This is a genomic window from Thalassobaculum sp. (genome assembly GCF_965223715.1).
GTDB lineage: Bacteria > Pseudomonadota > Alphaproteobacteria > Thalassobaculales > Thalassobaculaceae > Thalassobaculum.
In genome coordinates this window covers 1348734-1368722 of sequence record NZ_OZ245012.1, presented here as the reverse complement: position 1 = coordinate 1368722, position 19989 = coordinate 1348734, and the positions used below count along the sequence as shown (strand labels likewise).

The following is a 19989-nucleotide window of genomic DNA, read 5'->3' as shown; positions in this document are numbered from 1 at the left end:
GCGACGGGCCGCGCTTGCCAAGTGCCGACGGCCCCGTTCCCTGAGATCACACATTGCCAAGCGCGCCGGCCCGGTCCATTCTCCGGCTCGCCACTTCGGGGGAGCCGCATCCTGCGGCTGAGAGGTCCGATCTTCGGACGACCCCAGGAACCTGATCCGGTTTGTACCGGCGTAGGGAGCAAGGAGGCCTGAATGCGCGCCAGCGCACCCGCCTATCCATCCGACTCAGCCCTCGTGAGGCGCCTGCGGCCGCTCGCCATCGCCGCCGGACTGATTCTGGCGTGGCAGGCCGTGGTCTGGCTGACCGGCGTGCCCGCCTTCATCCTGCCGGGGCCGGTCGAAGTCGCGGTCACCTGGGTGAAGCGCTCCAACATCATCCTGCACCATGCCGGCGTGACCATGCTGGAGATCGTGCTCGGCCTGATGATCGGCGTGCTGGTCGGGCTGGCGACGGCGGTGATGCTGTCGGAATGGCGGCGGCTGCGGCCCTGGCTGCTGCCGATCCTGGTGATCAGCCAGGCGATCCCGGTCTTCGCGCTCGCGCCGATCCTGGTGCTGTGGCTCGGCTACGGCATGGCCAGCAAGGTCGCCATGGCCGCCCTCATCATCTTCTTCCCGGTCACCTCGGCGCTGTATGACGGCCTGCGCCGGGTCGATCCGCTATGGCTGGAGGCGGCCCGGTCGCTCGGCTGCACCGGCACGCGGCTGTTCCGGCGGGTGCGGCTGCCGGCCGCCCTGCCCGCCTTCGCCTCCGGCCTTCGGGTCGCCACCGCCGTCGCCCCGATCGGGGCGGTGGTCGGCGAGTGGGTCGGGTCCTCGGCCGGGCTCGGCTACCTGATGCTGCACGCCAACGCGCGGCTGCAGATCGACCTGATGTTCGCCGCCCTCCTGACCCTCGCCCTGATGGCGGTGACGCTCTACGCCGTCGTCGATTTCCTTCTCCGCCGCGCCGTGGCCTGGCAGCCCGGCGAGGCCGATTCCTGACCAAGTACGCCAATCGGAGAGAAACGCATGCGCTTCCTGCTCGCCCTGTTCCTTGCCCTCAGCCTCGCCCCCCCGGCGCGGGCGGCGGACAAGCTGACCGTCCTGCTCGACTGGTTCGTGAACCCGGACCACGCCCCGCTCTACGTCGCCCAGGCCATCGGCGCCTTCGAGGCCGAGGGTCTGGAAATTGAGATGATCGCCCCGGCCGACCCGAACGACCCGCCGAAGCTGGTCGCTGCCGGCAAGGCTGAGGTCGCCATCTCCTACCAGCCGCAGCTCCACATCCAGGCCGCCGCCGGCCTGCCCCTGGTGCGTTTCGGCACCCTGGTCGCGACGCCGCTGAACACGCTGGTGGTGCTGGAGGACGGGCCGATCAAGGAGATCGCGGACCTCAAGGGCCGCAAGATCGGGTTCTCCGTCGGCGGCTTCGAGCACGCCGTCCTGGGCGCCATCCTGAAGGAGGCCGGACTCGGCCAGGGCGACTACGAGCTGGTGAACGTGAACTTCTCGCTGTCCCCGGCCCTGATCTCCGGCCAGGTGGATGCGGTGATCGGCGCCTACCGGAACTTCGAGCTGAACCAGATGGACATCGTCGGCCGGCCGGGCCGCGCCTTCTATGTGGAGGAGCACGGCGTGCCGCCCTATGACGAGCTGATCTACCTGACCAACAAGGACCTGGTCGGCGACGACCGGCTGAAGCGCTTCCTCAACGCGGTCGAGGTCGGGACCCAGTACCTGATCAACCACCCGGACGATTCGTGGGCGAAGTTCATCGCTCTCAACCCGGACCTGGACGACGAGCTGAACCGGCGCGCCTGGCGGGACACGCTGCCCCGCTTCGCCCTGCGGCCCGCCGCCCTCGATATCGGCCGCTACGAACGGTTCGCGGCCTTCATGAAGGCGGCGGGACTGGTGGAGACCACCCCGCCGGTGGAGAGCTACGCCACCGCCTTGCGGTAGGCGCTGCCGGCGCTCTGCACGCGGCTCGCCTCGATATGGGCCGCGTAGAGCTCCCGGGCGGTGCGGAAGATCGGCCCCGGCTGAAGCTCCCGCCCCTCCCATCCGGTCACCGTCTGAACCTTGCCCATGTTCCCGGTCGTGAAGATCTCGTCGGCTTCGTCGAGATCGGCCGGGAGCACGGTGCGCTGCACCACCTTGATGCCCGCCCCTTCCAGCAGGCCGGCAACCCGGTTCTTGGTGATGCCGTCGAGGAAGGTGCCGTTGGCCTTCGGGGTGATCGCCACGCCGTCCTTGGCCAGCCACAGGTTCGCGTGGCTGAACTCCGCGACATTCCCTTCGTGGTCGCAGACGACGCCCAGATTGAACCCCCGCGCCATCGCCTCGCGCCGGGCGCGCTGGGAATTCGGATAGAGGCATCCCGCCTTCGCGTCGGTCGGCGCCTGGTCCGGGGCCGGGCGGCGGATCGCCGTCATCGTCGCCTTGCCGGCGTTCTCCCCGGGCATGGGCGCCTCGAAGATCGCCAGGGTGAAGCGGATGTCGCCGGTCTCCGGCAGGATCGATCCGCCGCTGCAGAACACCATCGGCCGGATGTAGTAGTCCCGGTCGGCCGGCAGCATCTCCAGTCCCTCGACGCAGAGCCGGTGCACCTCCTCCGCCGAGATCGGGCAGGTCATGCCGATCGCGGCGGCCGACTTCACCAGCCGGGCGCAGTGCCGGTCCAGGTCCGGCGCACAGCCGGCGATGGCCCGCGCCCCGTCGAACACCGTGTTGCCCGACCAGAACGCGAGATCGAGCGGACCCGACAGGAGCGGCTGTTCATTGCGCCATTCGCCCTCGTAGCAATACACACCCTCCATAACGATCCTCCATTGGGACATAAAGTTGTTATGGCAGTGTTTCTGACCTAATTTAGGACAGTATTCCATACCCATTTTCGCAAAGGCCTTTGCGGCAACGCGGTGTCACGGTGACAATGGTCTGTGATTTTGGCCGGAGGCGCGCCACGCCGCATTGCCTCCGAAAGCGGCGCCCGGTAGGGTTTCGGCCCGCATCTGAACCATAAGAAACCGCACCGGAGACGGCCCGATGGCGATCAAATCGATCCTCTGCCACATGGCGAACGACGACAGGCACAGAGATCGCCTGGAACTCGCCATCCAGTTGACCACCCGGTTCTCCGGCCACCTGGATGTCCTGTACAACACGGCCCCGGTCAGCATGCCCGCGGGTGCCGCCGGCCGCGCCGCCTCCAACGTGTTCCTGGCCGAGCAGCGCGAGATCGCCAAGAAGAAGGCCGACATCATCCGCAAGGAGCTGGACGAGCGCTTCGCCAAGGTCGAGGTCGGCCATGCCTATCATCAGACCGAGGGCGATCACGTCGAGAAGCTCGCCGAATACGCCCATCTGAGCGACCTGGTGGTCGTCTCCCAGGCGCCGCCGAAGGGTGTCAGCAGCAGCATCGCCCTGCACCACCCCGAGGAGATCGCGCTGGAGGCCGGCTGCGCGACCCTGGTCCTGCCCCATGAGGAGGTGTTCTGGTCGCCGGGCCGTCGGGTCGGCACCCGGATCGCCGTCGCCTGGCGCAACTGCAAGGAGGCCAGCCGCGCCGTGCGCGAGGCCATGCCGTTCCTGCTGGAGGCCGAGGACGTGCATGTCTTCACCGAGCAGGAGGAGGCCAATTCGCTGAAGGGCGTGGGGATCGGCCGGTATCTGTCGATGCACGGGGTCAACGCGACCGTGCACACCGACATCCACGACGAGGGCAATATCGGCGAGCAGCTCCTGGCCCGCGCCGCCGCCTATGACTGCGACCTGCTGGTCATGGGCGCCTACAGCCGGGCGCGGTGGCGCGAGCTGCTCATGGGCGGGGTGTCGGAATATGTCCTGCACCACCTGGATCGCCCGGTCTTGATGTCGCACTGAACCTGTGTCGGGGCGCGCCTCGACCTAACCGAGGAGTTGGCCATGGACGGGACCGCCGGGACGGTGTCCTTCACCCAGATGAAGGACGGCACGCGCGAGGACTATCTGCTGCTCGCCGAGCATGAGCATGCCTATCAGTCGGGCACCGCCGACCGGATCCTCTCTGAACTGCGGCGACAGGGTGAGCAGACCCTGGAGGGCTACAAGATCACCCGGCTGGAGCACGGTCTCCAGTCGGCGGCCCGGGCCGAGGCCGACGGGGCCGACATCGACTGGATCGTCGGCGCCCTGCTGCACGATATCGGAGACGCCCTGGCCCCGCAGAACCACGACCGCATGGCGGCGGAGGTCATCCGCCCCTTCGTGCGCTGGGAAGTGAGCTGGGTGGTGGAGCATCACGGCATCTTCCAGATGCTGTACTACGCCCATCACTACGGCTGGGACCGCGACGCCCGCGACCGGTTCCGCGACCACCCCTGCTTCCAGCTCTGCGCCGATTTCTGCGAGCGCTGGGACCAGGCCTCCTTCGACCCGGACTACCCGACCCCGCCGCTGGAGCATTTCGAGCCGATGGTCCGCGCGGTCTTCGCCCGCAAGGCCTACGACCCCGCCGTGATCCGCGAGGGAGAAACGACGGCACTCACCGCCTGACGGTCTCTCGCCGGGCGCCCAATAGAAAGGCCGGACACCCGTCGGAGTGCCCGGCCTTTTTCATGTCGTGGTGCAGGCTGCCGGTCAGGCGAAGAACAGGAACCCGACCAGAAGGAAGATCGGCATCAGGATCAGGCCGGACCAGATCATGTAGCCGAAGAAGCTCGGCATCGGGATGCCGCGCTCCTCGGCGATCGCCTTGACCATGAAGTTCGGCGCGTTGCCGATATAGGTGTTGGCGCCCATGAACACCGCACCGGCCGAGATCGCCAGCAGGGTATTGGCCATCGGCCCCATGAGCTGCTGGGCGTCGCCGCCGGCGGTGTTGAAGAACACTAGGTAGGTCGGCGCGTTGTCCAGGAAGGACGACAGGATGCCGGTCAGCCAGAAATAGGCGAGATTCACCGGCTCGCCCGTCTCCGTGGACACCGCCGAGACCACGTCGCGCAGGGATCCGTCGGTGCCGGCCTTCAGGATGGCGATCGCCGGGATGATGGTCAGGAAAATTCCGGCGAACAGCTTGGCGACCTCCAGGATCGGGAACCAGGTGAAGCCGTTGGCCAGCCGGCTCTCCAGACTGGTGACCTTCCAGGAGATGTAGGCGATGGCCAGCAGCAGCAGGTCGCGCACGATGTTCTGGATCTCCCACTGCACGTGGTAGATCGTGACGCTGATCCCCGGCTTCCAGACACCCGACAGCAGCACCGCGCCGACCACGCCGCCGAGCAGCAGGATGTTGAACTTGCCCTCCAGCCCGATCTTCTCGCCCGCCTGGGCCGGGACGGCCCGGACGTCCTCGCTCTCCTTCGCCCAGAAGAAGCGGTCGAGCCCATAGAAGATCACCAGCAGGATCGCCGAGACCAGCGCCATCGGCGCCAGCATGTGGGTGGTCGGCCAGAAGAAGGACACGCCCTTCAGGAAGCCCAGGAACAGCGGCGGGTCACCGAGCGGCGTCAGCGAACCGCCCACATTGGCCACCAGGAAGATGAAGAACACCACCACATGGACCTTGTGCTTGCGGTCCTCGTTGGCGTTCAGGATCGGCCGGATCAGCAGCATGGCGGCACCGGTGGTGCCCATCCAGCTCGCGATCACGGTGCCGAGCAACAGGATGCCGGTGTTCATCTCCGGCGTGCCGCGCAGGGTGCCGGTCACCCGCACCCCGCCCGCCACCGTGAACAGCGACAGCAGCAGGATGATGAACGGGATGTATTCCAGCAGTCCGACATGCAGGACCTCGTAGAGAGCGAGGTCGAAGCCGAATACCAGGGCGAAGGGAACCATGAAGGCCAGCGCCCAGAAGGCGGAGACCTTGCCGAAATGGTGGTGCCAGAATTCGCCCGCGACCAGCGGGAAGATGGCGATGGACAGCAGGATGCCGGCGAAGGGGATGACCCAGAGCAGGTTCATCTCCGCACCGTTCAGATGCGGCGCTCCCTCGGTCGCGGCCCAGGCGGACCCGGCGCTGATCGCCGTCAGGGCCATCGCCGCCAGCAGGGATGTCATAAGGCGGCGCGCCCCGTTCCAGCCAATCATCGTCTTCGCCATTCTCGTTCGTCCTCCCACGGCGTCTTCGCGACCGATACCCCACCGATGCGTCCGCACCGGCCCTCAAAGGCGCGCGAGTATGCCCCAACGCTCTGCCCCCCGAAACCCCCGCATCGGCGCGATCTGACGCGGCGTCGGGTCGGTGACAAGCCGCGCGCAATCATGATAGATGCCTTGGGTCAGCCAAGCGTGACCTTATGCCCCGCCTTCCCAGGAGATCGTCCCGATGGACATGACCGGCCAGCAGATCATCCCCGCCCCCCGCCAGACGGTGTGGGAGGCGTTGAACGATCCGGACGTGCTGAAGGAATGCATTCCGGGCTGCGAGGAAATCGAGAAGACCGGCGACCACGGCTTCACCGCCAAGGTCTCCGCCAAGGTCGGGCCGGTGAAGGCCAAGTTCGCCGGCGCGGTCGAGCTGCAGGACCTGAATCCGCCGGTCAGCTACACCATCGTCGGCGAAGGCAAGGGCGGTGCGGCCGGCTTCGCCAAGGGCGGGGCCAAGGTCAACCTCGAGGAGACCACCGAGAACGGCGAGCCCGCGACCCTGCTGACCTACGAGGTCAATGCCAGCGTCGGCGGCAAGCTTGCCGCGATCGGCAGCCGGCTGATCGATTCGACGGCGAAGAAATACGCCAACGACTTCTTCGAGAAGTTCAAGGAGATCGCCTCGCAGCGCGCGCCGGGCGACGCCGCCTCTGCCCCTGCCCCCGCGGCCGAGACTCCGGCCTCCGATGCCAAGCCCGCCGGCGCCCAGACCACGTCTGCCGCGGCCGCTGCGAAACCTGCCACCACCCCAGCCAAGAAGGAGGACCCTGCCGTGGCCCAATCCGCCGACCCGCGTAGCGAAGAGATGAAGCGCCTCGGGATCCCCGCCGAGAACGTCTATGACGGCCTGCACTGGGGCGCCGCGCTCGCCTGGGTCGCCCTGGCCGCCACGGCCGTCCTGCTGGTCGTCACGGCGAACGGCTGATCCGAGCCACGGCCGGCAGACCGCCGTTTGCCTGACCGACTGCGGACCGGGCGCCAAGACCCGGCTCCAACCGCCCGCCGAGCCCGAGGGGGAAACCATGAAGACACGTGCCGCCGTCGCTTTCGCCGCCGGCAAGCCGCTGGAGATCTGCGACGTCGACCTGGAGGGCCCCAAGGAGGGCGAGGTCCTGGTCGAGGTCAAGGCCACCGGCATCTGCCACACCGACGCCTTCACCCTGTCGGGCGGCGACCCGGAAGGCATCTTCCCGTCCATCCTCGGCCATGAGGGTGCGGGCGTGGTCGTCGATGTCGGCCCCGGCGTGAAGACCCTGAAGAAGGGCGATCACGTGATCCCGCTCTACACCCCGGAATGCCGGGAGTGCGAGTACTGCCTGAACCCGAAGACCAACCTCTGCCAGAAGATCCGCACGACCCAGGGCCAGGGCCTGATGCCCGACGGCACCTCGCGGTTCTCGCTCGATGGCAAGCCGCTCTACCACTATATGGGCTGCTCGACCTTCGCGAACCACACGGTGCTGCCGGAGATCGCGCTTGCCAAGGTCCGCGAGGACGCGCCGTTCGACAAGATCTGCTACATCGGCTGCGGCGTGACCACGGGCATCGGCGCCGTGGTGAACACCGCCAAGGTGGAGCCCGGCTCCAACGTCGTGGTCTTCGGTCTGGGCGGCATCGGCCTGAACGTGATCCAGGGTGCCCGGATGGTCGGCGCCAACATGATCGTCGGCGTCGACCTGAACCCGGCCCGCAAGGCGCTGGGCGAGCAGTTCGGCATGACCCACTTCGTCAATCCCAAGGAGATCGACGGCGACATCGTCGCTCACCTGGTGGAACTGACCGGCGGCGGTGCCGACTACTCGTTCGAGTGCATCGGCAACGTCACCACCATGCGCCAGGCCCTGGAATGCGCCCATAAGGGCTGGGGCGAGAGCATCATCATCGGCGTCGCCGGTGCGGGTCAGGAGATCTCCACCCGCCCGTTCCAGCTCGTCACCGGCCGCTCCTGGCGCGGCACGGCCTTCGGCGGCGCCCGCGGCCGCACCGACGTGCCGAAGATCGTCGACTGGTACATGGACGGCAAGATCGACATCGACTCGCTGATCACCCACACCATGCCGCTGGACGAGATCAACGAGGGCTTCCACCTCATGCACGAGGGCAAGTCGATCCGCAGTGTGGTGGTGTACTGAGGGTTTCCCTCCCCGTCTCCGTTTTAAGCGATGGCCGCCGGGAACCCTCCGGCGGCCATTCTCTTTTCTCCCCCTCCCCATCCCTATCTCTTACTCACTCCCCGGATTTAGTCCGGGGCCTACGGCTGTGGCGTCCCGGGCGCTGGGGAGAGCTCGCCGGCGTTCGAGTGGCTGACGGGTGGGCCCCGGACTAAATTGTTCAGCCCGGAGAGATAGCGGACAGGTGTTCAGGGAGATGGTTGACACTTTAGGCATGTGATCAGCGCAGGAGGCTGGGCATGCCGTGGAGAGAGGTGTCTGCCATGGAACAGCGTCTTGAGTTTGTGACGCTTGCGTTGTCGGAAGGGGCGAACCGTCGGGAACTGTGCCGGCGTTTTGGGATCAGTGCGCAGACGGGCTACAAATGGCTCCGGCGGTGGCAGGATGGGGCGGAGGGTCTGTGTGACCGCTCGCGGCGGCCGCATGGGAGCCCGGCGCGGACAGCGGCCGATGTGGAGGCGGCGATCCTGGCGGTGCGCGATGCGCACCCGGCGTGGGGAGCGCGCAAGATCGCGCGCTGTTTGATCCGCGACGGGCTTGCAGCGCCAGCCCCGTCGACGGTGCATGCGGTGCTGCAGCGTCATGGGCGGATCGGTGGCGGGAGCGGCGGCGACAACCATCACTACCGGCGCTTCGAGAAGCCGGCGCCGAACCTGCTGTGGCAGATGGACTTCAAGGGCCGCGTGCCGCTGGCCGGCGCCGGCTGGTGCCATCCGCTGACGGTGATCGACGATCACTCGCGCTACGCGCTTTGCCTTGCCGCCTGCGGCGACCAGCGCACGGCGACGGTGCGCAGCGCCCTGGAAGGGGCCTTTTGCCGCTATGGCCTGCCCGAGGCGTTCTTCCTCGACAACGGCTCGCCCTGGGGCGGCGGCGTGCCGGGACAGTGGACGCCGCTCGGGGTGTGGCTGCTCAAGCTCGGCGTGGAGGTCATCCACAGCCGCCCCTACCATCCCCAGTCGCGCGGCAAGAACGAGCGCTTCCACCGCACCCTCAACGCCGAGCTGCTGGCCTGCAACCGGTTCCGCGACCTCGCCTGCGCCCAGAGGGCCTTCGATGCCTGGCGCAGCGTCTACAACACCCGCAGGCCGCACGAGGCTCTCGGCCAGGAGGTGCCGGCGACCCGCTACGCCGTCTCGCCGCGTCCCTTCACCGATCCGCCGCCCGAGATCGTCTATGACGACGGCGAGACGCTGCGCACCGTCAACCAGTCCGCCAACATCAGCTTCCGAAACCGCCTCTGGCGCGTGCCCAAGGCCTTCCGCGGTGAACGCGTCGCCATCCGACCAAGAGACCGCGACGGCCGGTTCGGCGTCTTCTTCGGCGCCAAGCGCATCGCAACCATTGACGTCAACAACGACGAAAACACTAATCCGGAAATCGTCAGCCATGTCTCCGAACAGGCGTCAACCTTCTCTCCGGGCTGAACACTAAATCCGGGGAGTGAGTGAGGGATGGGGAGAGGGAGAAGGAGGTAGGAAGTCCGGTGCTCGCACCGCCCCACCCCACCGCGACATAACGGGGCACCCGGGTCGCGGCCTCGCCGCTTGACCTTGGGCGGGCGGGGAATGAGACTGCACCGTGAGAGGGGCGGCACCTGGTTAACGGTCGCCTAAAGAGCCCCCTGCCAACCAAACCAGTCGACTGCTTCACGAGGGAGTATAAGGGCATGCCCACGGTATCCATGACGGTGAACGGCAAGAAGGTCTCCGGCGAGGTCGAGGGCCGGACCCTGCTCGTCCAGTTCCTGCGCGAGAATCTCCGCCTGACCGGCACCCATGTCGGGTGCGACACCAGCCAGTGCGGCGCCTGCGTCGTCCACGTAAACGGCGACAGCATGAAGTCCTGCACCCTCCTGGCCGTCCAGGCCGAGGGCGCCGAGGTCACCACCATCGAAGGCCTTGCCGACGGCGACAAGCTGCACCCGATGCAGGAAGCCTTCCGCGACAACCACGGCCTGCAGTGCGGCTTCTGCACCCCGGGCATGGTCATGAGCGCGGTGGACCTGGTGAAGAAGAACCCGAAGGCCAGCGAGCACGAGATCCGCGAGTGGCTCGAAGGCAACATCTGCCGCTGCACCGGCTACCACAACATCGTGAAGTCGATCCAGCAGGCCCAGCAGACGATGTGACCGGACCGGCTCTGCGCATGGTTCGCTTAGACTGATCTCGAAACAATGCCCGGCAACCCCTTGTCATAAAAAGAACAAGGGGACCGGCGACTAGGGAGAGAGAGCATGCCTGAGGGAGGTACCGGTATTGGCGCGGCCGTGAAGCGCGTCGAAGACAAGCGGTTCCTGACCGGTCGCGGCAACTATACCGACGACATCAACCGTCCCAACCAGAGCTACGCCTATATCCTGCGCAGCTCCCACGCCCACGCCACGATCAAGTCGATCGATACCGGTGCCGCCTCCTCGGCGCCGGGCGTGCTGGCGGTGTTCACCGGCGCGGACATGGAGACCGGTGGCCTGCCCTGCGGCTGGCAGGTGCATTCCAAGGACGGCTCGCCGATGCACGAGCCGCCGCACCCGCCGCTGGCCAAGGGCAAGGTGCGCCATGTGGGCGACCCGGTCGCCGTCGTGATCGCCGATACCTATGCCCAGGCCAAGAGTGCGGCAGAGCTGATCGCCGTCGACTACGGCACCCTGCCGGCCGTCGTGAACATGAACGACGCGCTCGCCGGCAAGACCCTGGTGCATGACGAGATCGGCACCAACCTCTGCTACGACTGGGAGATCGGCGACGAGGCCCAGATCGACGCGGCCTTCGCCAAGGCGCACCACGTCACCGAGATCGACATCGTCAACAACCGCCTGATCCCCAACGCCATGGAGCCGCGGGCGGCGGTCGGCGAGTACGACCGGGCGACCGACGAGTACACCCTGTTCACCACCAGCCAGAACCCGCATGTGATCCGGCTGCTGATGGGCGCCTTCGTGCTGTCGATTCCCGAGCACAAGCTGCGGGTGGTCGCCCCCGATGTGGGCGGCGGCTTCGGCTCGAAGATCTACCACTACGCCGAGGAGGCGATCGTCACCTGGGCGGCGCCGCGGGTCGGCCGGCCGATCAAGTGGACGGCGGAGCGCTCCGAGAGCTTCATGTCCGACGCCCATGGCCGCGACCATATCTCCAAGGCCAAGATGGCCATGGACAGCGAGGGCAAGTTCCTGGCGCTGAAGGTCGAGACCAAGGCGAACATGGGCGCCTATCTGTCCACCTTCGCTCCCTGCGTGCCCACATATCTCTATGCCACCCTGCTGGCCGGCGTGTATTCGACTCCGCTGATCTACTGCAACGTGAAGGCGATCTTCACCAACACGGTGCCGGTCGACGCCTATCGCGGGGCCGGACGGCCGGAGGCGACCTACCTGCTGGAGCGTCTGGTGGCGAAATGCGCCCGCGAGATGGGCATGAGCCAGACCGACATCCGCCGGGCCAACTTCATCCCGGCCGACGCCTTCCCCTACCAGACGCCGGTGGCGCTGCAGTACGACAGCGGCAACTACACCGCGACCCTGGACAAGGCCGAGGCGGTGCACGACGTCGCCGGCTTCGCCGCCCGCAGGGCCGAATCCGAGGCCAAGGGCAAGCGGCGGGGCATCGGCTACTCCACCTATCTGGAGGCCTGCGGCATCGCGCCGTCGGCCGTCGTCGGCTCGCTCGGCGCCCGTGCCGGGCTCTACGAATCGGCCGAGGTCCGGGTTCATCCCACCGGCTCGGTGACGGTCTTCACCGGCGCCCACAGCCACGGCCAGGGCCACGAGACCACCTTCGCCCAGCTCGTGTCCGAGCGGCTCGGCCTGCCGATGGAAAACATCGAGATCAGCCATGGCGACACCAACAAGGTGCAGTTCGGCATGGGCACCTACGGCTCGCGCTCGCTGGCCGTCGGCGGCGAGGCCATCGTCAAGGCGATGGACAAGGTGGTGAACAAGGCCAAGAAGATCGCCGCCCATATCCTGGAGGCGTCCGAGAGCGACATCGAGTTCAAGGACGGGACCTTCACGGTGGCCGGCACCGACCGCTCCATGGCGTTCGGCGAGGTCGCGCTGGCCGCCTATGTTCCGCACAACTTCCCGCACGACGAGCTGGAGCCCGGGCTGGACGAGAAGGCGTTCTACGATCCGCTGAACTTCACCTTCCCCGGCGGCTGCCATATCTGCGAGGTGGAGGTCGATCCGGATACCGGCGTGGTCCGGGTGGACCGGATGACGGCGGTGGACGATGTCGGTCGGGTCATCAACCCGATGATCGTCGAAGGCCAGATCCATGGCGGCCTCGCCCAGGGTATCGGCCAGGCGTTGCTCGAAGGCTGCGTCTATGACGAGGAGGGGCAGCTCGTGACCGGGTCCTACATGGACTACTGCATGCCCCGGGCCGACAACTTCCCCAGCTTCTCGGCCGGGACCGAGATCACGCTGTGCGCCCACAACTCGCTCGGGGTGAAGGGCTGCGGTGAGGTCGGTGCCATCGGCTCCCCGCCGGCCGTGATCAATGCGGTGGTCGACGCGCTCTGGGATTTGGGCGTACATGACATGCCGATGCCCGCAACCCCGCAGACGGTGTGGAAGGCCCTCCGGGCCGCCGCCCCGGCCGCGGCCGCAGAATGACCTGACGACGAATGACCTGACGACAGATGACCTGACCAAGGGTTACAGGAGACATAAGCCATGTACGATTTCGCCTATCACAAGCCGTCGTCCGTCGCCGATGCGGTGGCTGCCCGCAGCGGGGCCGAGGACGGCACCTTCGTGGCCGGCGGCATGACCCTGGTGCCGACGCTGAAGCAGCGTCTCGCCCAGCCCTCCGATCTGGTCGACCTGGGGGCCATCGGCGAGTTGAAGGGCATCACCGTGTCCGGTGACAAAGTCACCATCGGCGCGATGACCACCCACGGCGCCGTCGCCGGTTCCGCCGACGTGCAGTCGGCGATCCCGGCCCTGGCGAAGCTCGCCAGCGGCATCGGCGATCCGCAGGTCCGCAACCGCGGCACCATCGGCGGCTCGGTGGCGAACAACGATCCGGCGGCCGACTATCCGGCGGCCTGTCTGGCGCTCGGCGCCACCATCAAGACCGACAAGCGCGAGATCCCGGCGGACGAGTTCTTCACCGGCCTGTTCGAGACCGCGCTCGAGGACGGCGAGATGATCGTCTCGGTGTCCTTCCCCAAGCCGGAGAAGGCGGCCTACCAGAAGTTCATCAATCCGGCCTCCCGCTATGCCCTGGTCGGCGTATTCGTCGCCAAGACCGGCGGCGGCGTGAAAGTCGCCGTGACCGGTGCGGGCCAGGACGGCGTCTTCCGGGTGCCGGAGATGGAGAGCGCCCTGTCCTCCAACCTCTCGGCCGACGCCATTGCCAATGTGGCCGTGGATGCCGACACGCTGAACTCGGACATCCACGCGAGCGCCGAGTACCGCTCGCACCTGATTACCGTGATGGCCAAGCGGGCGGTCGCCGCCCTTTCCTGACCGTCCGACGGAATTTCTGATGGCGGGGCCGGTTCTCATAGGGGAACCGGCCTTTTGCTTTGGCGTTTGTGATATCGTCAGACGTTTGAGCTTTCAGGAGATTTCCCCATGGCGTTCAAGCCGATCATCCTTACCGCAGCCCTGGCTGTCGCCCTTGCCGGCCCGGCCTTCGCCAAGAACGACAAGGCGCCGGGCAATGCCGGCAACGGCAAGCCCGCCCATGCCGGAAAGCCCGGCAACCAGGGCGGCGGATCCGGCAACACCTCCGACGGCGTGGCCGCTGCGGCAGCGGCCGGCGCGGTCCTGGCCGGCGTGCTGCTGAGTGATGCCGAGCGCACCACCATCACCCGCTACTTCCAGACCCACCGCCAGCCGGTGTCGTCCCTGCCCCCGGGGATCGCCAAGAACCTGGCCCGCGGCAAGCCGCTGCCCCCGGGCATCGCCAAGAAGGCGGCGCCGAACGATCTGCTGCGTCAGCTCTCGATCCCGCGGGGCTATTCCCTGGAGACCGTCGGCACCGACGTGGTGCTGATCGAGATCGGCACGCGGATTGTCGCCGACATCCTCAAAGACGTGGTGCGCAACTAATAGCGCCTTGCCCTTGGCTCGCGGGCGGTTTATGTCGCAGCGCAACAAAATCCACTTCACGCGAGCCCCGGGGACTTTCCCATGCGCATCTCCCACATTCCCATCGGCAAGAACCCGCCGTACGACGTCAACGTCCTGATCGAGGTGTCGCTCGGCTCCGACCCGGTGAAGTACGAGTTCGACGAGGACAGCGGCGCGCTGTTCGTCGACCGCTTCCTGCACACTGCCATGACCTACCCGTGCAATTACGGCTTTGTGCCGCATACCCTGGCCAATGACGGCGACCCGGTGGACGTGCTGGTGGTCGGCAGCAACCCGATCATGCCCAAGGCGGTCATCAACGTGCGCCCGGTCGGCGTGCTGATCATGGAAGACCAGGAAGGCATGGACGAGAAGATCCTGGCCGTGCCGGTCGACAAGCTGCACCCGTACTATTCGGACGTCGCCTCCTGGACCGATCTGCCGGCGATCCTGACCGACCAGATCAAGCACTTCTTCACCCATTACAAGGACCTCGAGGTCGGCAAGTGGGTGCGGGTCGACCGCTGGGGCGACGCCGAGGAAGCCATGAAGCTGATCAGCGAAGGCATCGAGGCCGCCAAGAAGAAGGCCGCCGAGTAAGTCAGGCGGCCGCCTCCAGGCTGCGGCGATAGCGGGCCTGACCGTCCGCCTCCGCCATCAGCCAGTCCCTCACGATCCGTGCCGGGCGCGACAGCGGGCCGGCTTCCGGTTCCAGCAGAAAATACCGATCCCGGGGCCGCATCGTCGGCCCCGAAATCGTCTGCAGCCTGCCCTGTTCCAGATACTCGCGGCACATGATGTCGTCGCCGATCGCGAGGCCGAGCCCCCGGACGGCCGCATCCATGCACAGATGCGAGCGGTTGAGAAACAGGTGGCGGTCCGCGTCCTCCACACTCAATCCCATCAGATCCAGGAAGCTCTTCCACCAGTACAGCCCGCGCTCGTGGATCAGCCGGTGCGCCAGGAAGAACGTCGGGTCGCCCGGCGCCGGGCCGCGCGCGATCAGATCCGGTGCGGCGACGACCACCGGGAAGAACGAGAGGAACGGTCGGGACCGGTAGCCGGTGCAGTAGGCCTGTCCCCAGGTCACCGCGAGGTCCGCGTCGCCCAGCACGCTGCGCGGCGGATCCGGCCGGACCCGCAGGTCGACATTGATCCCCATCGCATCCAGCGCGCCGCCGGCCAGGCGGGGCATGAGCCAGCGGGTGGCGAAATCCGACTCGACGTCCAGCACCACCGTCCCCGCCCCGCCGCGCCGCATCCGGCCCGTACCGACCTCCAGCGACGAGAGCGCGGTGGCGGCCGTGCGGGCGAACAGGCTGCCCTCGCCCGTCAGCACCACGTGGCGGGCATGGCGCTCGAACAGCTCGACGCCAAGTTCGGCCTCCAGGTTGCGGACATGGCGGCTGACCGCGGCATGGCTGACGCCGAGTTCGTCGGCCGCCGCCGAGAAGCTGCCGTGCCGGGCCGCCGCGTCGAAGGCGCGCACCGCGTTGAGGTTCGGAAGACGTCTCATCCCCCGAGTATAACAAAAAGTATCTCTTGAGAGATATATACTCGTTTGAGCCCCCTGTTTCCTCACAGTATCTGAGAGCTCCCCGCCGGGCCGATCCGGCGCGTCGTCCCACCGGAGCCTGCCTTATGACCGCCGCCACCGCCCACTGGAACGCCCCCGCCCGCCTCGTGGTGGTCGCGATGATTCTCGGCGTCGGCGTCTACGGCATGGCGCTCGGGACGACCTATCCGCTGCTCGGGATCCTGCTGTCCGGCACGGCCGCGGACGCGGTGAACGGGCTGAACGCGGCGGCGACCGGCCTAGGCCTGCTCACCGGCATCGCCCTGATCCCGCTGCTGTACCGGTGGCTGGACTCGGGGCTGCTGCCGCCTCTTGGGATCACGGTGATGGCCGGATCCCTTGCGGCCCTGTCGATCGCCGACGGCTTCTGGAGCCTGTTCGCCGCCCGGTTCGTGCTCGGCATCGGGGCGAACTTCCTGTTCGTCATCGCCGAGACCGCGCTCACCACGGTGACGCCGATGCATCAGCGGGGGCGGGTGATGGGTCTGTACAGCTCGGTGACCGCGTTCGGCTTCGTCGCCGGCCCGGCCGTGGTCGCCGGATATCCCCATCAGGCCCAGACCCTCCTGCTCGGCTGTGCGGTGGTGGTGCTCCTCGCCCTGGGTCCCCTGCTGGCCGCCCGGCGCCCGGTCAGCGCCTGCGTCACTCCGGCCCCGCTGCGGGCAATGCTGGCCCCGCTGCGAGGCGATGGGAGCGTCCTGGTCCTCGTGTTCCTGGCCTCCGCCGTGGACGCGATCATCATCGCCCTGCTGCCGGTCATCGCGCTGCGCCAGGGCTTCTCTCCGGCCGAGGGCGCCGGGCTGGTGGCCGTCTTCCATATCGGCCTCGTCCTCGGCCAGCCGGTGATCGGGATCTGCCTGGACCGGTTGGGCCGCCGACCGACCCTGATGGCCTGCTGCCTGATCTCCGCCCTCGCCACGGCGGTCGTGGCGGGGGCCGAGTGGATCGGGATCTGGCCGGTCGCCGCTACGCTCATGGTCTGGGGGGCGGCGAACTACGGCCTTTATACCGGCGGGCTGACGGTTCTGGGGGACCGCCATCGCGGGGCCGCCCTGGCGGCGGCGGTCGGATGCTTCGCCGCGATCTACGGCATAGCCTCGACCCTGGCCACCCCGCTTTCCGGTCTCCTGCTGCAGGGTCTGGGGCCGGTCGGGTTCTTCGCCGCCTGCGCGCTGGCCTATGCCCTAGCGGTCGTTCTCGGCGCCAGGCGGCTGGAGCGGTAACCGGCGGTCCCGATCGGACGCTCCCCGGCTTGTCGCCTCCCCGCCCGTGGTCTAAAACCGCCCAAAAGCGTGTAATCCAGGAAGGGAGAGCCCCGCATGGCAGCGGAGCAGACAGCGGCCGGGACATCGTCGGCCCAGACACAGGCCGGACCGCTCAGCGGCATCACCGTCGTCGACCTGAGCCGCATCCTTGCGGGTCCCTACTGCACCCTGATGATGGCCGAGCTCGGCGCCCGGGTGATCAAGGTTGAAACCCCCGGCACCGGCGACGACGCCCGCCACTACGGTCCCTTCGTCAACGGCAAGTCGGCCTATTTCCAGTCGGTGAACCGCGGCAAGCAGAGCATCGCGCTGAACCTGAAGGACGACGGCGACCGTGCCACCTTCGAGAAGCTGCTGGAGAAGGCCGACGTCATCGTCGAGAACTTCCGCCCGGGCACCATGGAGAAGCTCGGCTACGGCTGGGACACGCTCCACGCCAAGTATCCCAAGCTGATCTATGCCGCCGCCTCCGGCTTCGGCCATTCCGGCCCGGAGATGACGCGCCCGGCCTATGACATGGTCGTCCAAGGCATGGGCGGCATCATGAGCATCACCGGCCACGAGGGCTCGCCGCCGACCCGCATCGGCACCTCCATCGGCGATATCGGCGCCGGCCTGTTCACCGCGATCGGCGTGATGTCGGCCCTGTTCGGCCGGGCGATGACCGGCGAGGCGCGCAAGGTCGATATCGGCATGTTCGACTGTCAGGTCGCGCTGCTGGAAAACGCCGCCATGCGTTATTTCGTGACCGGCAAGGCGCCCGGCCCGCTCGGCGCCCGGCACCCGTCGATCACCCCGTTCCAGGCCTTCAACACCGCCGACGGCCACATCATCATCGCCGCCGGCAATGACGGGCTGTTCCACAAGATGGCCGATGCCCTGGGCAAGCCGGAGTGGAAGACCGACGACCGCTACACCACCAACGACCTGCGGGCGACCCACGTCACCGAGCTTGAGGACGAGGTGGAAGCGGTGCTGAAGACCCAGCCGACCGCCCACTGGATGACCGTGATGGACGCCGCCGGCGTGCCGGCCGGTCCGATCAACAACATCGGCCAGGCGGTCGAGTATCCGCAGACGGCGGCCCGCAACATGGTCGTCACCGTGGACGATCCGGTCACCGGCCCGATGAAGGTGGTCGGCAACCCGATCAAGATTTCCGGCTATGCCGACCCGAAAACGCGGCTTCCGGCTCCGAACCTGGACCAAGACCGCGAGACCATTCTGAGGGAGATCGAACAATGAACCTGATGGTGAGCGATCTCGACTACGGCCAGGAGCCGTCGCTCGAGCCGAACCTGGACCCCTACGCCCTGGCCAAGGCGCTGAGCGGCCGCCACCTGATCGGCGGCAAGCTGGTGCAGGCCGCGTCGGGCAAGACCTTCGAGGTGATCTATCCGGCCACCGGCGAGATCATCGGCTTCGGTGCCGCCGGCGATGCCGAGGACGTGAACCGGGCCGTCGAGGATTCCCACAAGGCGCAGAAGGCCTGGGGCAAGATGCGCGCTCGCGACCGCGGCAAGCTGCTCTACAAATGCGCCGAGGCGCTGGAGGAGCATGTCGAGGAGCTGGGCCGGCTGATCGCGCTGGAGACCGGCAAGGCCCTGCGCACCGAGAGCCGGGTGGAAGCCTCCATCCTGGCCGACGCCTTCCACTTCCATGCCGGCCTCGGCTCGGAGCTGAAGGGCGAAACCGTCCCGCACCATCCGGACATGCTCACCATCACGGTGCGCGAGCCGATCGGCGTGGTCGGCGCGATCATCCCGTGGAACGTGCCGCTGCTGCTGATGGCCCTGAAGATCGCCCCGGCCATGCTGGCGGGCAACGCCGTGGTGGTGAAGTCGGCCGAGGAAGCGCCGCTCACCGTGCTGCGCGTCTGCCAGATCATGAATTCCATCCTGCCGGCCGGCGTCTTCAACATGCTCTCGGGCTTCGGTCCGGACTGCGGCGCCCCGCTGGTCGAGCACAAGAAGGTCGGCAAGGTGACCTTCACCGGCTCGGTGGAGACCGGCAAGATCGTCTACAAGACCGCCGCCGAGAAGCTGATCCCGGTCACGCTGGAGCTGGGCGGCAAGTCGCCGATGATCATCATGGCCGACGCCAATATCGACAAGGCGCTGAACGGCGCCGTGGTCGGCATGCGCTTCACCCGCCAGGGCCAGTCCTGCACCGCGGCCAGCCGCATCTTCGTGCATGACAGCCTTTATGACACCTTCGTGGAAAAGCTGCGCGCCCAGGTCGACGCCATGGTCATGGGCGATCCGCTGGACGAGAAGACCGATATCGGCACCATCATCTCGCCGGAGCAGTTCAAGAAGGTGAAGGGCTATATCGAGCACGGCAAATCCGAGAAGGGTGCCAAGCCGATCGAATGCTCGGCCATGCCGACCGACGAGAAGTTCAAGGACGGTCTGTTCGTGCGTCCGGTGCTGTTCACCGAGATGACCAACGACAGCCGCCTCTCCCGCGAGGAGATCTTCGGCCCGGTGACCTGCATCATCCGCTGGACCGACCTGGACGAGGTCGTCGCGGCGGCGAACGACACCGAGTACGGGCTGGCGGCCACCCTGTGGACCAACGACCTGCACGCGGCGCTGAACGTGACCGAGAAGCTGGAGGCCGGCTTCGTCCAGGTGAACCAGAACCTGGTCGTGCAGCCGGGCCTCAGCTACGGCGGCGTGAAGAATTCCGGCCTCGGCAAGGAAGCCACCCTGGAGGCGATGCTGGACCACTTCACCCACAAGAAGACGGTCATCTTCAACAAGACCTGATGACCGGCAGGAC

The 19989-nt window shown here is 67.3% G+C and carries 18 protein-coding genes and 1 riboswitch; of the genes, 15 read left to right on the top strand and 3 right to left on the bottom strand.

Annotated elements, in window-relative coordinates; translation table 11 throughout:
* Positions 1–87: 87 nt before the first annotated feature.
* Positions 88–196: riboswitch (TPP riboswitch) on the top strand.
* Together ACOQOP_RS06310 and ACOQOP_RS06305 are read left to right on the top strand one after the other, a co-directional pair.
* Positions 193–984, top strand: a complete 792-nt coding sequence (locus ACOQOP_RS06310; protein WP_420565476.1) for an ABC transporter permease — start codon at positions 193–195, stop codon at positions 982–984. It overlaps the preceding riboswitch by 4 nt.
* Before the next feature lie 27 nt (positions 985–1011).
* Positions 1012–1944: an ABC transporter substrate-binding protein gene (locus tag ACOQOP_RS06305; protein WP_420565475.1), complete on the top strand. Its 933-nt coding sequence runs from the start codon at positions 1012–1014 to the stop codon at positions 1942–1944.
* On the opposite strand, the gene ACOQOP_RS06300 is transcribed toward ACOQOP_RS06305, so the two are convergent.
* Positions 1923–2801 (bottom strand): branched-chain amino acid aminotransferase, encoded by an 879-nt coding sequence (locus ACOQOP_RS06300; RefSeq protein ID WP_420565474.1) that lies wholly within the window; start codon positions 2799–2801, stop codon positions 1923–1925. The genes ACOQOP_RS06305 and ACOQOP_RS06300 overlap by 22 nt on opposite strands.
* Before the next feature lie 229 nt (positions 2802–3030).
* Here ACOQOP_RS06300 and ACOQOP_RS06295 point away from each other — a divergent pair, with 229 nt between their 5' ends.
* Complete coding sequence (locus ACOQOP_RS06295; protein WP_420565473.1) at positions 3031–3867, top strand: universal stress protein; 837 nt, start codon at positions 3031–3033, stop codon at positions 3865–3867.
* A gap of 42 nt (positions 3868–3909) precedes the next feature.
* Positions 3910–4518 carry an HD domain-containing protein gene (locus ACOQOP_RS06290; protein WP_420565472.1) on the top strand — a complete coding sequence of 203 codons (609 nt, stop codon included), beginning with the start codon at positions 3910–3912 and terminating at the stop codon, positions 4516–4518.
* 84 nt (positions 4519–4602) lie between these two features.
* On the opposite strand, the gene ACOQOP_RS06285 is transcribed toward ACOQOP_RS06290, so the two are convergent.
* Positions 4603–6066 carry a sodium:proton antiporter gene (locus ACOQOP_RS06285; RefSeq protein WP_420565471.1) on the bottom strand — a complete coding sequence of 488 codons (1464 nt, stop codon included), beginning with the start codon at positions 6064–6066 and terminating at the stop codon, positions 4603–4605.
* 226 nt (positions 6067–6292) lie between these two features.
* On the opposite strand from ACOQOP_RS06285, the gene ACOQOP_RS06280 reads away from it, so the two are divergent.
* From ACOQOP_RS06280 to ppa, 8 genes are all read left to right on the top strand, one after another.
* Complete coding sequence (locus ACOQOP_RS06280) at positions 6293–7039, top strand: SRPBCC family protein (RefSeq protein ID WP_420565470.1); 747 nt, start codon at positions 6293–6295, stop codon at positions 7037–7039.
* A 97-nt stretch (positions 7040–7136) separates the two neighbouring features.
* A complete protein-coding gene (locus ACOQOP_RS06275) occupies positions 7137–8246 on the top strand; it encodes an S-(hydroxymethyl)glutathione dehydrogenase/class III alcohol dehydrogenase (RefSeq protein ID WP_420565469.1) in 1110 nt (369 codons plus the stop codon).
* A 278-nt stretch (positions 8247–8524) separates the two neighbouring features.
* Positions 8525–9712 carry an IS481 family transposase gene (locus ACOQOP_RS06270; RefSeq protein ID WP_420565468.1) on the top strand — a complete coding sequence of 396 codons (1188 nt, stop codon included), beginning with the start codon at positions 8525–8527 and terminating at the stop codon, positions 9710–9712.
* Between the two features lie 242 nt (positions 9713–9954).
* Positions 9955–10416, top strand: a complete 462-nt coding sequence (locus tag ACOQOP_RS06265; protein ID WP_420565467.1) for a (2Fe-2S)-binding protein — start codon at positions 9955–9957, stop codon at positions 10414–10416.
* 105 nt (positions 10417–10521) lie between these two features.
* Complete coding sequence (locus ACOQOP_RS06260; protein ID WP_420565466.1) at positions 10522–12897, top strand: xanthine dehydrogenase family protein molybdopterin-binding subunit; 2376 nt, start codon at positions 10522–10524, stop codon at positions 12895–12897.
* A gap of 60 nt (positions 12898–12957) precedes the next feature.
* Positions 12958–13755 (top strand): FAD binding domain-containing protein, encoded by a 798-nt coding sequence (locus tag ACOQOP_RS06255; protein WP_420565465.1) that lies wholly within the window; start codon positions 12958–12960, stop codon positions 13753–13755.
* A 108-nt stretch (positions 13756–13863) separates the two neighbouring features.
* Positions 13864–14343 carry an anti-virulence regulator CigR family protein gene (locus ACOQOP_RS06250; RefSeq protein ID WP_420565464.1) on the top strand — a complete coding sequence of 160 codons (480 nt, stop codon included), beginning with the start codon at positions 13864–13866 and terminating at the stop codon, positions 14341–14343.
* An 81-nt stretch (positions 14344–14424) separates the two neighbouring features.
* Entirely contained in the window at positions 14425–14964 is a 540-nt protein-coding gene (gene ppa / locus ACOQOP_RS06245) for an inorganic diphosphatase (RefSeq protein WP_420565463.1), read from the top strand.
* A 1-nt stretch (position 14965) separates the two neighbouring features.
* Here ppa and ACOQOP_RS06240 read toward each other — a convergent pair whose 3' ends face one another.
* Complete coding sequence (locus tag ACOQOP_RS06240) at positions 14966–15880, bottom strand: LysR family transcriptional regulator (RefSeq protein ID WP_420565462.1); 915 nt, start codon at positions 15878–15880, stop codon at positions 14966–14968.
* 125 nt (positions 15881–16005) lie between these two features.
* Here ACOQOP_RS06240 and ACOQOP_RS06235 point away from each other — a divergent pair, with 125 nt between their 5' ends.
* The 3 genes from ACOQOP_RS06235 (at position 16006) to ACOQOP_RS06225 (ending at position 19976) form a co-directional block, all read left to right on the top strand.
* On the top strand, positions 16006–17163 hold the full coding sequence (locus ACOQOP_RS06235) for an MFS transporter (RefSeq protein ID WP_420565461.1): 1158 nt from the start codon (positions 16006–16008) through the stop codon (positions 17161–17163).
* 96 nt (positions 17164–17259) lie between these two features.
* Positions 17260–18450: a CaiB/BaiF CoA transferase family protein gene (locus ACOQOP_RS06230; RefSeq protein ID WP_420565460.1), complete on the top strand. Its 1191-nt coding sequence runs from the start codon at positions 17260–17262 to the stop codon at positions 18448–18450.
* On the top strand, positions 18447–19976 hold the full coding sequence (locus tag ACOQOP_RS06225; protein WP_420565459.1) for an aldehyde dehydrogenase family protein: 1530 nt from the start codon (positions 18447–18449) through the stop codon (positions 19974–19976). Before ACOQOP_RS06230 ends, ACOQOP_RS06225 begins: the two co-directional genes overlap by 4 nt.
* The last annotated feature ends 13 nt before the right edge of the window (positions 19977–19989 follow it).